Annotated in this window: 13 protein-coding genes; all 13 read right to left on the bottom strand. The window is 41.4% G+C overall.

Annotated features, from left to right (window positions below):
- Positions 1–83: 83 nt before the first annotated feature.
- The 13 genes from WJR50_RS26185 to WJR50_RS26125 all read right to left on the bottom strand — a co-directional run bounded on the left by WJR50_RS26185 (position 84) and on the right by WJR50_RS26125 (position 15,046).
- Positions 84–1,508, bottom strand: a complete 1,425-nt coding sequence (locus tag WJR50_RS26185; RefSeq protein WP_341296271.1) for a DUF1254 domain-containing protein — start codon at positions 1,506–1,508, stop codon at positions 84–86.
- A 7-nt stretch (positions 1,509–1,515) separates the two neighbouring features.
- Positions 1,516–2,556, bottom strand: a complete 1,041-nt coding sequence (locus WJR50_RS26180) for a DUF1254 domain-containing protein (RefSeq protein ID WP_341296270.1) — start codon at positions 2,554–2,556, stop codon at positions 1,516–1,518.
- Between the two features lie 258 nt (positions 2,557–2,814).
- Complete coding sequence (locus tag WJR50_RS26175; protein WP_341296269.1) at positions 2,815–3,375, bottom strand: DUF4136 domain-containing protein; 561 nt, start codon at positions 3,373–3,375, stop codon at positions 2,815–2,817.
- A 35-nt stretch (positions 3,376–3,410) separates the two neighbouring features.
- Positions 3,411–4,040: a hypothetical protein gene (locus tag WJR50_RS26170; protein ID WP_341296268.1), complete on the bottom strand. Its 630-nt coding sequence runs from the start codon at positions 4,038–4,040 to the stop codon at positions 3,411–3,413.
- A gap of 102 nt (positions 4,041–4,142) precedes the next feature.
- Positions 4,143–5,171 (bottom strand): HAD family hydrolase, encoded by a 1,029-nt coding sequence (locus tag WJR50_RS26165; protein ID WP_341296267.1) that lies wholly within the window; start codon positions 5,169–5,171, stop codon positions 4,143–4,145.
- A gap of 139 nt (positions 5,172–5,310) precedes the next feature.
- A complete protein-coding gene (locus WJR50_RS26160) occupies positions 5,311–6,801 on the bottom strand; it encodes an arylsulfatase (RefSeq protein WP_341296266.1) in 1,491 nt (496 codons plus the stop codon).
- A gap of 16 nt (positions 6,802–6,817) precedes the next feature.
- Entirely contained in the window at positions 6,818–7,414 is a 597-nt protein-coding gene (locus tag WJR50_RS26155; RefSeq protein WP_341296265.1) for an outer membrane beta-barrel protein, read from the bottom strand.
- Between the two features lie 9 nt (positions 7,415–7,423).
- Positions 7,424–8,056, bottom strand: coding sequence for a DUF4136 domain-containing protein (locus WJR50_RS26150; RefSeq protein WP_341296264.1), 633 nt, complete (start codon positions 8,054–8,056; stop codon positions 7,424–7,426).
- Positions 8,057–8,067: 11 nt separating this feature from the next.
- The gene (locus WJR50_RS26145) at positions 8,068–8,637 is read right to left on the bottom strand and encodes a hypothetical protein (protein ID WP_341296263.1); all 570 of its coding nucleotides are present in this window, start codon (positions 8,635–8,637) and stop codon (positions 8,068–8,070) included.
- 578 nt (positions 8,638–9,215) lie between these two features.
- Positions 9,216–10,376 (bottom strand): helix-turn-helix domain-containing protein, encoded by a 1,161-nt coding sequence (locus WJR50_RS26140; RefSeq protein WP_341296262.1) that lies wholly within the window; start codon positions 10,374–10,376, stop codon positions 9,216–9,218.
- Positions 10,377–10,984: 608 nt separating this feature from the next.
- Positions 10,985–11,863 carry a pirin family protein gene (locus WJR50_RS26135; protein WP_341296261.1) on the bottom strand — a complete coding sequence of 293 codons (879 nt, stop codon included), beginning with the start codon at positions 11,861–11,863 and terminating at the stop codon, positions 10,985–10,987.
- Between the two features lie 137 nt (positions 11,864–12,000).
- The gene (locus WJR50_RS26130) at positions 12,001–14,376 is read right to left on the bottom strand and encodes an arylsulfatase (protein ID WP_341296260.1); all 2,376 of its coding nucleotides are present in this window, start codon (positions 14,374–14,376) and stop codon (positions 12,001–12,003) included.
- A gap of 136 nt (positions 14,377–14,512) precedes the next feature.
- Positions 14,513–15,046 carry a hypothetical protein gene (locus tag WJR50_RS26125; protein ID WP_341296259.1) on the bottom strand — a complete coding sequence of 178 codons (534 nt, stop codon included), beginning with the start codon at positions 15,044–15,046 and terminating at the stop codon, positions 14,513–14,515.
- Between the last annotated feature and the right edge of the window lie 116 nt (positions 15,047–15,162).

Below are 15,162 nucleotides of genomic sequence, written 5' to 3'. Positions count from 1 at the left end.
TATTTAGTTTGAATATTTTTGAATGGTAGTGGTTTAAAATATTTTCCTACTGACAGTCCATGCTTTGCTCAGGAAATTCCGAGCTAATCCGCCTTTTCAATTAATGGTCTATTCCAGTTACCGTTTTGCACGCTTTCATCCGGGCCATACAGACGCATGACACAGTAAAAAGGACCATTGGGTGCAGGCAACCAGTTACTTACTTTTTCAGCATCAGGTCTGTCATTTTGAATATAAAAAGTAAGAGAACCATCAGCATTGTAACTGAAAGTTTTCAACATTGTAGAGTTGATTAAATAACGGTCTATCTGATTTTCCACCAGGAACTGTGTCCTTCCCTCATACATGGTAAATGACCAGAAAGCAGAGACAGATGGAAATGCTCCTTCTTCAAATGTGATGGTGTAATTATTTTTTGAGCCATCAAGGGGTTCCCTATCTGCGTCTATTGAGTAGAAAGGATAAAGCGCTTCGGATTTTGAATTGCCGTATAAGCCCTGTTGTGCTGCCAATGTACGTATCAGATAAGGTGTTTCTAAACCGTAGTTTTCTTTTGCACTTTGAACCAGGTAGCTTCTTGTACCAAACATTTTTGCTGAGGCCAATGGATCAGAAGTTGTTTGCTTGATCATATTCTCTACTTCTGCCCTGGCATCATCAATCCCCTCCTGCATAGCCTGGCGTTGCGCCTCGTCATACGTACTGAGATCAAACTTGCCATTGCCTATATTGAGTTGCATCAGTTTTTCGCGGATTTCCGCATCATCTTCATGTACAGGCAGCAGCGTCAACACAAAATCCAGATACTTGAATCCGGCGGGTGTGATCTGATCGCCCTCATTCCAGACTGGCCAATCAATTTGAGGTTGCTTCTGGGGAGCTTGGGTGTTTGTGAATGCTGAAAGCGGCTGGAATACGTACTGTTCCTGCAATTTCTCCACATTTTCTAAGTCATCAGGACCAAATAGCTGTGTCCGGATGATCACCAAAAAATAATCAGACTCACATCGGAATACTGAATCCACCTCAGGTGGTTTGTCTCCCTGCCACTGCGATCCAGCAATCAGGTAGTTGCTGGCTTCAATACCAGTGGACAATGAGCCAATGTAAGCAAAATTGTGGGTGTACATATCAATAAGCTGTAAGCTGTAGTAGCGATTCTTACTCACGCCTGGCACACTCACCACCACAGGTTCGCTTGACACATCAATCACTCCCATACAATAGGGCGTATCGGAGTTGGGTGTCACTACTCCTTTGTCCTCTGGTGTAAATAGTCGGGCCTCACATCCTGGTTGATTAAAAGGGCCTTTATAATCAGGAGAATTCTTATCAATACTATACAGATACATTGAACGATAATTTACAACCATCGGAAAACCGTAGAGGTATGCCTCCTTTGCCAAAGCCCTGATTTCTTTCGTACCGAGAAGAGTGGGTTCTCTTGAGCAGGCGCTGGCTACCAGGATAAGCACAACAGCTATTAAGTTTTTAATTGTAAAGACCATAGTATGGTTATTTAACTTCAGTTACTTCTGGTAATTGATAGGTTCCATTCCGCACTGATTCACCGGGCAGATAGACCCGCATCAGGAAGTTCCAGCCATCGGTGATGTCCAGGCGGTTTTCTGCTTCCGGACAGTTTTCTTCCGAGCCAAAGTATACGGTAAAGGTTCCGTCCTCATTGAAAGTGGTGTTAGAAGCATTTTGGATCATATTCTCTGATTTCATTTTACCATCTTCTCCATACACAGTGATAGACCAGAATCCTTCATTGTCAGGCACTTCATAGGTAGCCATATAGCACTTGTCACCGGAAAGATTGCCTCCGTTGTAATTAATATAGATGGCTTCCTTTTCCGGAAAAAGGCCCCAGCCTCCGGCGGCGGCCAGATGCCGGGTTTCTTCGTTTACCTCACCCCGGGCCCCGGCCCAGTCGGAAGGAAAGCGATCATATTTGGCAAATTCCGCATTATAAATGTCACGTAGTGAATCCAAGGATGCCCTATCCCAGTGGAAGCCGGGAAAAGGTTCGCTGCTGCTGGCGTTGATCCTGAACTGGTCCTGCAAATTATTGATCATCTTTATCTCTTCAGGATCATTGGGATTGAGCACCTGTATTCTGAGCAGGATGATGACATAGCGGGTATCATCGGGAATCGGGTGCGTGCCGGATTCATGGATGATGGTGGGTACATAATGATCGTTATCAACCACAAGGGTCGACATATAGCGGTCATCCGGCATTTCAGGAATTGTAATGGTAGCGCCTCCTTTGGTATCTACCAGAACCGAAGAGTAAAGCACATCCCGGTTCATGCGGATCACGTTCTGTCTGTCCAGCGGCGTAAGCGAACGATAATGCACAAATTCATTGATCGTCGTTTTATCGGCATCGGTAGAAAACATATTATCCGTCTCGGCCCGGATGAATGTTTCAGGGGTCACTTTTTGTAAGCTGTCAGCTTCTGCCACATTATTGTTGGGTGACTGCGTACATGCCTGAGCAGTGAATATTACAAGGAGCATAAACAGGTATAACTTTGTTCTTACCATGTGTGTAGTGTTTATTGTAATCATTTTTAGCTTGATAGCCTCTATTTTTTTACCAGTGCTACTTTAGCTTCCTGATTAAGGCTTTCCATTGAGTCAGTGTGACTGAGGATTAATGACATAAGGAGACTATGATGTGAGTTTTTATTCACTGACATCCCAATACCAAGAATATTTTTATCGGTTTCATTTCAGCTTTTCTGTAATGAAGTTAAGCTACTGACAAGGCCAGCAGCCTAACTAAGTCCAGGTATACAAAAATCATTTTCTACTGGCCCAGAGGTCATCAAAGACTTTGGCCATCCCTTCATCAATTCTTTTCTGTAGCTTTTCGTCATTCTCTACGATGATTCCACTAGCCACCGACTGCCCTACCATTTTGTTAGTTTCAGCGTCTATCAGGTCTATGGTTACCGTACCTTCTCTATACTCATCTACCACAACTTCTTCGCTTTCCCAGTGGTAGTTACGCTGCCCGATGTACATAGGGGCTTCGCGAATATCAGTCTCTCGTGTCTGTACTTTATCTTCTACCAGCACCCCTATATTCACCCACAAATCCGGATCTTCGGCTTTCTCCAGTCCTATGGCTTCCAGTTCTCTCTGTACCGCATCCTTCAACATATCAAAGCGTACTTCCTTCACTTCTTCAGGACGGGGTGACTTTACTTTCAAGTCATAGAAGTTGAAGGTTTGGTACTTTCCACTACCGGCCTCAGGTTCAAGTTTGTTAGAAATTATCTTTACCGGTGTACATGCATAGTTCAGAAATAGCAAGTTGAGCAGAAAGCTCAGCGTTAAATAGGAGTAGTTTTTTCTCATGACTTAGACAAGCTTATAGTAGGCAATATTTTTTATCATAATCCTAGATGAAAAACCAGGCCTCCACTAAAGGTAAACTGAAAAATAGTGCTGTAAGAACCTACATTGACGCCACTTCCTCCTGTACCTACAAAGAAGGAGGCACCAAAGTCCTGTACGGGCACATTCATGGCTGCCTGCAAACGAAGTCCGATTTGTTCACTAAGCATAAACTTAGTTCCTGCTTTGACGCCAAGTGCAAAGCGCCATACATCTTCGTACCCCTCTGTCTGTGGAATCAAACCTGCCACCCCCAGGTTGAACCCAACAAAAGGGATCAGCTGTGAGGATACAGGAAACTGCTTTAAGCCTCCCAGCATGGTGTATACTACTGCTGCCGGTATACCTCTTTCTTCCAGGTAAATGGAGCGCACATCTGCTTCCGTACTTTGCCGGCTATACATTACTTCTATACCGTAACTAGGCGTAACATTAAAGGTAAATATGCCTCCGAAGGTATGTCCACCATACACCCGCATACTACCTCCGTATACATCAAATGTAGAACGAAGGCTATAGCCAGAGAAAGGAGTGACCTCTACACTCTGTGCTTGCACCATTTGTAAAGAAGACAGATGAATGACCAGGCCGGTTATCATCCCTATGATGAATTTGATAAAGCTCATTTTTGTATGATTAGGTCGTTTGTGATTTTAAGGCGCATGCTGCTGCTAAAATACGTGTTGATTAAAGTCAGGCAGAGTGTTACCCTCATCATCCTATTTATTTTAATTTAATTCAAAAGGATATATCACTTTCCAGTCATTTGTCATATCTACAATCTTCCAGTTGTATTTTCCTGCATCTTCCAAACCTTTTGCCAAACGGCCAATATGCGAGTCACGATCGTAGGCCCATTCGCGTGTTGAATCAGTGTGGTGAATAATCATCCCAAAACGTGGATAGCCCGTTGTGGTGGAGGTCCACTGTAGCATAGCATAATCACCATCAGAATTGCCTGCCGTAAAAACAGGGCGTTTACCAATATACTGATGAATACCCACGGGCTTGCCTTCCTTATCATCAACAAAGTTAGATTCGGGTAACTTGATAAGTCGTGGCTGTCCGTCTTTAACTTCATATTTTACCTTGCCTGAACTACCCACTACCTGTTCAGGAGGAATACCATAGGCTTGTTCTGTCCAGGCTCGCATAAAGTCAACTCCACCCCCTGAAACGATGAAAGTTTTATATTCGTTTGCCCTAAGATATTGCAGTAATTCTATCATGGGCTGGTATACCATTTCATTATAATGCTTTCCTGTTGTCGGATGTACTGCTGTTTCTATCCAATCTTTTACAGTGCTATCAAATTCATCTACTGCCATGCCTGCATGGGTGGTCATTAATATTTGCACTACTGCATGTTCACCTCCGCTAAGTGCTGTCTCCATGTCACCTTCAAGAAGCGCTTTGAAAGGTTGTTTCTCTTTCCACTCAGGATGTTGTGGTGCCATTGCCCTAACGCGGTCAATTGCATAGGCAAATTGAAAATAAAAAGGTTGTTCGCTCCAGAGGGTGCCATCATTATCAAAACATGCAATGCGGTCATTGATAGGAATGAAGTCTGCACTGCCCTCTTCAGTAGTACGAGTTACAAAATCAACTATAGCCTGTTTGTTTACTCCTTCATTCCATGAAGGTAAAGGGTCGGTAACTGCAGTTTTACTACTCCCAATTGCTTCTTTTGCATCAGGTGAGGTGCAACTGATGATAAGGAAAAGTAGTATTGCCAAAAGGAGGTAATTTACTTTCATTTTATTTGCATTCTAATGGTAGAAAGAATGAGGAAAACGGCGCTTTTTTCACCAGCGCACTGGTTTCCTCATCAAAGTCACGTATTTACTGATCCATTCATTGCTACCGATATGAGGTCTCAGAGGAATATTTTCAGGGCTATTGCTTAGGGGTAAAACTACCCGGCTCTTGTCTTACAGGGAACTCCTGAAAAGTTTTCACATGCTCTGCCACCAGATTCTGTAATGGCACCATCACATACATATGCCTCACTAACCAGTCATCGTAATAAGAGGATTGCACAGGAGCTTCCTCAAAGGGATCGGCTCTTAAGTCAATGACCAATGGGGCTTTTCTTACCTCCTGGGCAAAAGTCCAGCTTCCCATTCCATGATGATTCTGGGTAGAAAAATGAAATTTATACCGGTTATAGCGCACTGCTCCCAGCGTACCATCATCCACATAGGCGAAAAATGTGTTTCTAGGACTCTCCTCAGTTTCACCCGTCAGATAAGGAAGATAATTGTATCCATCAATATGGACCTTATAGGTCATATCACCCACAGTATGGCCTTCCAACAGTTTAGATTTAATATTTGGGTCACCTGCGGCTGCCAGCAAGGTGGGCAGGCAATCTTCCAGGGATATGATTTCATTGGACACTGTGCCTGCTTTAATCTTTCCGGGCCAGCGAATCGTGAAAGGAACCCTGATTCCTCCTTCCCAGGTAGATGCTTTTTCTCCCCGGAATGGACTGGTGCCTCCATCTGGCCAGGAGAATTTCTCTGCTCCGTTATCCGTGGTGTAGATCACGATGGTATTTTCTGTGATACCTAGTTCATCCAGCTTATCTAACAGTTGACCTACCTGTGTATCATGCTGGTTCATACCATCCGCTACTATCCCCAAGCCTGTTGACCCTTCCCACTCTTCACTAAGGTGCGTAAAGATGTGCATTCTGGTGGTGTTGAACCACACAAAGAAAGGTTTATCCGCTTCATGCTGCTCTTCAATAAAGTCAATGGTTGCATCCAGAAACTCTCCGTCTATGGTTTCCATCCGCTCTTTTGTAAGAGGCCCTGTATCCTGAACAGGTCCATCTGCACTAGATTTGATCACTCCGCGGGGTCCAAATCTTTCTCTGAATGCCGGATCTTGTGGATAATCGGGGTTTTCCGGTTCTTCTTCTGCATTTAAATGATAGAGATTGCCAAAAAACTGGTCAAAGCCATGATTGGTAGGCAAAAACTCATCCAGATCACCCAGGTGATTTTTACCAAACTGACCGGTAGCATAGCCGAGTGGTTTCAATAATTCAGCAATGGTAGGGTCTTCCTTTTGCAAACCGATCGGGTCACCGGGCATACCGATTTTTAACAGACCGGTTCGCTTGGGCGATTGCCCGGTGATAAATGCTGCCCGGCCAGCAGTACAACTTTGCTGTCCATAAGCATCGGTAAAGCGCATACCTTCCTGCGCGATTCTGTCAATATTGGGCGTAGTATAACCCATGATGCCGCTATTATAGGCACTGGTATTGAACCAGCCAATGTCATCTCCCATGATGACGAGGATGTTGGGCTTATCCTGTGCCTGTGCATTTACCGATAAAAGAATCAATAAGGCGATAGTTAGTGTTGTGTTTCTCATAGACATAATCAATTATTTAGCGTATCAATAAAAATCCTACTCTGAAATTGAATGATGAGGTACTATTAATATTCAGCTCATCTGAGTCATTGGTAGCCATCAGGTAATCTGCTGCGAGTATAGCACCAAAGCCTTCGCCAAAAGGAAAGACTACCCCCAGCTCAGGCCGAAAAGCAAAACCCCACTTGTATTCTGCAATACCATATACATTAAAAAATATTTCCCTTTCACTGTACATGCCACCCATTCCAGCACTTATATAAGGCATCACATACTCACTTACCGGATAATAATAGTGGACATTGAAGAGTATGGGCAAGGTATAGGTGTATTTAGTCAAGTCGGTAGTAACCGCTCCATTCTCTATGGGGTATGTCTGCCGGGGTGTATATTCCTGATAAGCATTCCAGCCTAAAGACAGGCCCACAGACAAGTTGCTCTGAATGAAATCTCTGAACTCAAACTGCCCCCCCCTAATACTGGTCTCATCTACAAAGCTGGTACTGGAGGCGGTAGGAATGCTGATATTCCAGGAAAGGCCCAGAAAATTATTCTGAGCTTCTGCCATGACAGGCAGTAAGAGTAATCCGAAGACATATATATAGTTTTTCATAAGGCTGACTTAGTTAGGGGTATTAAGATAGGGTGATTGTTCAAATGCCTGATTAACTGCGTTGACGGCTTCCTGTACCGGATCTCGGGCGGAGTAGACTTCTCCCATATAGGCCGTCCAGATAATATCCAGTCTCTGATTTTCAACATTGGTGTTTTTAAGATCTATAAATTCTACTACCAAAGTACCAGTGGTATAGGCATATACTGTACCCCATCCATACCAGGGATACCAACCGCAGTAATACCAGTAACAAGGGTCCCAGTAACCTGGATATCCCCACCAATAGCCTGGATAAAAAGAACCGCCTACATTGAGGTTTTCCAGTACGATGACATTGACTCCTATGTCAGGTTCATCTTCTTTATTCACCTCAGTAAAGCCCGCTGCTAACATATTAGTACGCACCGCAGATAATACTGTAGCTGCTCTATCGTCATCTACAAACTCCTCATCATCTTCGTTATCAGTGATGATGCCTATTGAATCAGGAATGGCAAAGGTGGCATAATTAGAAAAATCAGCATCGGGACTGTAATTGGTTACCACAACCAGCTCGTCTTCCAGTTCACTCAAATCTGGCTCCGGATAACATGCCAGCAGAGAAAGAATAGGCAGTAAAAGAAAAAGGTTTCGGTTCATTCTGATTTAGGTTAGATTAAAAGTACAATCATCAAAGCAATTTGAATCGGTATAAAAAAACCATAAGTGAAATAACTCCATCTATTTCCCCAGGGCACAAAAGTAGCTATGAAGCCTGAGGCTATACTTACGCCAATTTCCTTAGAAAAGTAGCTTATCCATTCTATACTGCTTTCCAATTGTTGAGCAGCAATCAGCATGGCCATAGTAGTGGTGAAAAAGAAAAAAAAACTGCCCAATATGCCAAACCTTATTTTATCATAATACCTAACATGCTCCGTATTCTGCTCTATTGGAAAATGCACTCTCGTACCATTTTCTAAATAATACTTACTTCTGTCTTCTCCTAATTTTGGCAAATTTGATTCTCTTGGATTTATCTTATCATCAATTTCCAGTACAAGCTTCTTTATCTCAAGAGCAATTTTGGTATTCTTTAAGGTTTTATACACTGAATTTTGAGAACGTTTTTTGATCAATATTAATGGCATGAAAAAAATTGAAGTCATTAAGATTAGACAGGAAATTTTTAAAGCATCTCCAGGTATTTTAGAAATAATTTTTATGGCAATCTCCATCATAAATTTTTCCAGGAGGAATTTAATCAACACCATCAAGCTAGTAATTCAAAAACATGCTATGAAGATATTTTCCTCTCAAATGGATTCATTCTGCACTTTTATTCATCTTGACAGACGGTCATTTGATTCGTTGTGAAGGATGAATCAATTTTTATGTCAGTAAATTTTTATAACTCTAAGCGTCAATTTTACACTCAGATAATTGGAATCATATTGTTTATACTAAGTCACATTTTCTGATAGTGAACTGTGGTACCGGCAGTCGCCACTGCGAGCCTTGTTGGCACGGGGTGCCCCGCACAAGTACATGGCGTCTAAGCCCCGGTTTGTAGAGACACTAACCGGAAATGTACAGTAGTATGCATATTGTTATAATTTTGCTGACTGCAAATAAGAGTTTAGCAGCTTTTATGTCTGGAAACCAGTAAAATCATTATATGGACTTTAGTGATAAGTCACCTGAATAAATTAAAATAGAGAAGCTGCTCAGTAAGTAGAGATTGACAATGAAAAATAAACTGAAGAAGTGAGGGAATTGACATGATCATAAGGGTGCAGCAATATCTAAACTAAACTGATCAATTTTCATATTGCTTTGCTTCAATTCTTTTTACCAATTCAGTGGGAGTCAGGCCGGTAAATTTTTTTACTGAGTGCAAAAAAGTAGTACGGGAGTTAAAACCCACATTGTTTGCCATGCCTTCAATCGTCAGGTTTTTGTTATTGACTTCGTCGTAATATTGTACCAGGTATTCAATTCTGCTTCTGTTCATTAGGTCATTGTATTTCATACCTAAGCCTTTATTGATCACAAAAGATAGTTGATTCTTTGTGAGATGTAATTCTTTGGCAAGATTATCCATAGTATACCCCGGCGTTAAATAAGGCCTTTCCGTGTTCAAAAATTGCAGAAGTTCATCACAATATATTTTCATTTGATCCCCAGGAAGAGGCAAACAATTATGTTTAGGAGCTTCATCCTGAGGAGGCATATCTATGCTGTACAAAATTTCTGGTCTGTGAAAAAGCAAAAAAATGAAACATGTAAAAATAAGGCTGTATCCTGTAGCATATATACTATACGCATCAGGAAGTTGAGGTTTGACCGCCACCGCCCATAGAAAAGATAATGCTATCAATATCAGACATACTGCAAGGGAAATTATCCACTTCAATTCTTTGTCTGAAATGGTTCTTATTAAATGTGGGCGAGTATACTCCAGTTCAAAGCTAAAGTTCACAGAGAGCATAAGGATATAAAACAGGGTGTAGAAACCTACTGCCCAGAATAGCAAATGCAAAGGAAGCACTCCCTCGTGTCCAGATAAAATTGAATTAGGCTCGGCAATGTAATGCTGAATGATTTCTATCTTTTCTGTACCGCTCATCAATAAAAAAGGAAGTAGATCAGCAAATACGATCATCGCCGGCAGAAAATGTAAAAAATCATAGCGACTCATTTTTTTCTCTTTATGTATAAAAGTACAAATGTATAAGTAGAAGGCGGGTGCCAAACTATACATAAAGGGTAGCTCTGTTCTAAAAAGATGAGGAAAACCATTAATCCATCCACTCACATTTAATAAGCTTATCATCAATACCCAGGATAAGCTAAAAATCAGTATTGCAAGCATGAGGTATGCACTGCTGGGTTGTCTGATTAGTTTAATTACCAAAAGATAGGTGACAAGAAACCCAAAAGCAGAGCCTAAGATTCCGAAGAGTAAGGCTAAATCCATAACTAAAATGTCTAGTTGACAAAATGGGCTATTTTGAAAGTCAAAATTTAATTAATAATGTTTAATACACAAGAGGTTATAATAAACATACAATAAGAACCTTAAATATTATAAAAACACTTAAGTAGTAACACTTTTATTTATTCGTATCTATTTTTATGAAAAAATATTAACAAAAAATTAACATGATTTTCTTTAATATTTGGGCTTATTTGAGTATTATACCTTAAGTATGTACCTACCTTTAATGTCGTAAAGCATTTTTGCAGTAGAAATTTTTTGTGGGACAGCATTTGATGTTATCGTAGTTTACCTGTTCATCTCTTTTTAATAAAGATTTCACAATTTCATCTTACATTTACAGATAGGTTTCCTCTGCCTGAGAGCGTTAACACTGCTTTAACAGTCTTATTACCAATCAGGTATCTCTTGAAAAATGTCTATACATCCTTAAATCTTAATTCATCCTATTGAATGAATTAAGATAGGACGATGCAAGTATTAGGAGCAATGCTTCAAAACCTGAACCGTCCGGCACATTCATTTCCCAAACCATCATAATGTTGATAGATGCTCACCATTAAAAACTACTGGTCTTGTTTTCATAATCAATTCTCCAGATAACCAAATTTGCCATTGTTGTAATCACTGAAGGCTTGCTTCAGTTCTTCTTTGGTATTCATTACAAATGGTCCATGTGCCGCAATGGGTTCATCAATGGGTTCACCACTTAAAACCAATACGATGGCATCATCGTACCCCTGGATTTCAAAGGTTTCTCCATCATTACCCATTAGTGCCAGATGGTCTGTTGGCGTTTTTTCGTCTCCATTGATGATGATATTTCCTTCCAATACCAGCAGTGCAGTATTGTAATTGGCTGGAAATTGGAATTCCGCTTTTCCCTGTTTTTTTAGTTTTACATTCAGCATATGTATAGGCGTAAAAGTGGAAGCTACGCCTTTTGCACCTTTGTATTCTCCCGCTATCACTTCGATTTGCCCTGCCTTATTTTCTAATTCAAATCGGTTGATTTCCTCGCGTTTGATAGCCTGATATTTTGGGGCACTCATTTTGTCCTTTTTTGGCAGGTTAACCCAAAGTTGTACCATTTGAAAATCGCCCCCTTTTTTGCTCCATTCCTCTTCGTGGTATTCTTTGTGAAGAACTCCACTGGCTGCAGTCATCCATTGTATATCCCCTTCACCTATCACACCTCCCCCACCACTGCTGTCATGATGGGCAACCTTGCCTTTGTAGGCGATGGTAACGGTTTCAAAACCCCGATGCGGATGAACTCCCACACCTTTTGGCTTATCAGATGGTGGAAATGTGTAGGTTGAATTGTAATCCAACAAAATAAAGGGGTTCATCCGTTGCATATCCAGCCTAAAGCCGCTGGGAATGAAATTATGAACTCTAAATCCATCCCCAACAAAATGAGGCTCTTTCGGGCTTGCTATTAATTCTACTGTTTTTGTTTTCATAGCTCTAAAATGAATACCGTATGTTAATGTCCGGTATATCTACGCATTGCTAAAGGTTAAGTATGTTCTTTTTTTAAAGTCTTGATGGTTTTTGTTTTTATGCTATACTTTGAATATACTCTTTGATAAGCAATGGCTTAAGGTAAGTACTTGATATTCATATTATTGATTTTGCCATTGAATGCGTAGGGGGCATTATCATAGTAAGCTTCAGAAACCGGAGAACCCAAATCCATACCCAGGTCAAAACATTCATTGGCTGAGAAACCCGCGGTTACCAGCGTGGGTATGGTACCTTTGATCTCTTCCTTGCCATTGACCGCAATAGAGACATCAGCAGCACTCAGATGAGAGATAGAAGCATGAGGTTTGCGTTTGAAGTTAATTTCTATGGTAGCTTTGCCAGCTGGAAGTTTAGAAGTTCCTGTTAGCTTTGTCCTTTCAATTTCAAATAGATTGTATTCATAGTTAAGCACACCATCCTTTACATAAAAAGATAATCCTCCTGCATATCCGGCCAACGCAAATAATACCCCTTCAGCATTGGCAGGCATATCTACCTCTATAGTAGCTTTATGATTCAGAAGGCCTACTCGGGGAGCGTTGGATTCAGGAACTCTGATGGTGGACCCAGGATAATTGAACTCGCTTCTGGGGCTCACTTTTAGTTCTTCAGGGTGAAGAAGAACATACAAACCTCCTCCTATAGGCAGATTTTTATTTTTGGCTGACTCTTCTAAAAAAAGTTTTTTCAGGGCTTCAAGTTTTTCCGGATATTGACCAGCCAGATCATTGGCCTGACTGAAATCCTCTTCCAGATTATGTAGCTCCCAGACATCATTTTTAGGGTTCCAGTCAGCTAAACCTGGGGTTACTGTCATCCACGGGATACGGGGGCCAAAAGTAGAGGCCATCCATCCATCATGGTAAATCGCACGGCTACCCATGACATCAAAAAACTGTGTTTTCTTTTGACCTTCAGCCTCGCCGTTATCAAAAGTATATACCATACTGATGCCATCTATGGGGTCCTGTTCAAACCCATTGACTACTTCAGGATGCTGTATGTCCAGAAGGTCATAAATGGTAGGCGTAATATCATTAACATGGTGAAATTGGGAGCGCACCGTTTTGTCAGCCTGTATTTTATTGGGCCAGGAAACCACCATAGGCTGACGTGTTCCTCCAAAGTGGGCGGCTACTAATTTAGTGGATCTGAAGGGAGTAGCTCCTGCCCAGGCCCAGCCTGCGTGGTACATATTATCTGTTTTAGGGCTTCCGAGCGCGTCCAGACCGCCTAACTCCTCATTGAGCACCCTTATGTGATCAGAAATTTTTGTGGGTATCTGGTTTTGTGCCAGGAGTTCGCTTATGGTTCCGTTTTGCCCTTCCGCACTACTTCCATTATCTCCCCAGATGTAGAAGATCAAAGTATTGTCAGCAATTCCCATCTCCTCTACAGCGTTTACGATACGACCGACATTATAATCAGCATGTTCGGTAAATCCGGCAAAAACTTCCATGAGTCTGCGTTGAAAAGGTTTTTCGTTTTCAGGAATATCATTCCAGGCCGCCATGGTTTCGGGGCGTTCTGTCAGAATTGTATTTTCAGGAATCCAACCCATTTCTTTTTGACGTTTGAAAACGCGCTTACGATACTCATCCCAACCGTCATCAAACTTACCTTTGTATTTATCGGCCCATTCTTTGGCCACCTGATGCGGGCCATGTACAGCACCGGGAGCCCAATACATAAAAAACGGTTTATCAGGTTGAAGGGCTTTGTGATCCTTTATCCACTGAATCGCATTATCTGCCAGGTCATCCGTAAGATGATAGCCTTCTTCCGGAGTTTTGGGCGGATGGGTGATATACGTGGTATTTTTGATGAGGGTAGGTTCATACTGTGAGGTTTCACCACCAAAAAAGCCATAGAAATACTCAAATCCGTAACCAGTAGGCCATTCGTCAAACGGGCCTGCTTTAGAAACGGATGCAGGATTGGTATTATGCCATTTGCCAAAGGCAGAGGTACTGTACCCATAATTTTTAAGTACTTCAGCAACAGTGGCAGAGGTTTTAGGAATAACGCCACTGAATCCATCCCAGTCGTTGGCCCATTCTGTAATCTGCCCGTTGCCCACCCTGGTATGGTTACGTCCGGTAAGCAGAGCCGCACGCGTGGGAGAACACATGGCCGTAGAATGAAATCTGTTATAGGAGATGCCCTGGTTATATAATTTTGTGAGCGTTGGTGTACTGACTTCGCCACCAAAAGTATTGGGCAATGCCGCGCCTGAATCATCAATTAAAATTACGATAATATTGGGAGCATCCTCCGGGAGATGAGATTCGGTCTGTCTGTGTTTATGAATGGATTCCTCCATAGTTTCACCTGCCTTACTGGCTGAAGGAGTAGGATGAAAAGGAAGCACCTCCTGTGCATGAAGGGAATCAGGACAAATAAATACTAAGAGGGCTAAAAGCCACATCAGGTGTTGATAGTTTTTCATAGGAATAAAGGTTATGTTGAAGGTTTTTGAAAAACCCACTATAGTTTAAAATTGAGTGTTAGTCTTTTCATTGCCATCATAAGTATGAGAGGAGGCAGAATTAGAATATTGTCTTTCTTCATTTCAATCATAAAGGTTAGGTAATAATAACAATGATTAAGGCTATGACTAAAGGCATATTAAACCCATAAATAAAATGCGATACTGTACTTCCCCAAGGCACAAAAGTTGCAGCGAAGCCTGAGGCTACACAAACTGCCAGATCTCTGGAAAAAACCGCGATATAATCATTATATGTTTGTAAACCATGGCCTGTAGTAATCACCACCAAGCTTGTGATGATAAAAAAGAAGAGGCTTCCGGAAATACTATATTTCAAAATCTGAAAGTATACAACTTCTTCTGGATAGTATTCCAGTTTGCTATCCTTCATGAAATTAATATCATCGGCAGCTTTTTGTAAGTCAGTACTTAAATCCTGCTCAGCATGTTTCCCTTGTTTTTCATCCAGTTCAAGTGTCAGTTTCTTGATTTGCAGCAGTAATTTAGCACCTCGTAGGGTTTCATTGATGGCGTTGGGTTTCCAGTTTTTTATAAAGGGTATAAAGAAAATACCCACTAAGATCATCAAGCAGAATCCTCTGAGTAGATCACCTTGGATCTTAGACAAAAGATGAATAACTGCCTCCATAAAATACGAATTACATCAAAAAAATATTTACTCAATAAACTTAGTGATATGACTTGAGTAACTTCAAAATAGTAACCTGAATGTAGATTCATTTT

The sequence above is a fragment of the Catalinimonas locisalis genome, from assembly GCF_038039535.1.
In the GTDB taxonomy this organism is placed as follows: domain Bacteria; phylum Bacteroidota; class Bacteroidia; order Cytophagales; family Cyclobacteriaceae; genus Catalinimonas.
This window is presented reverse-complemented; position numbering and strand designations above follow the sequence as displayed.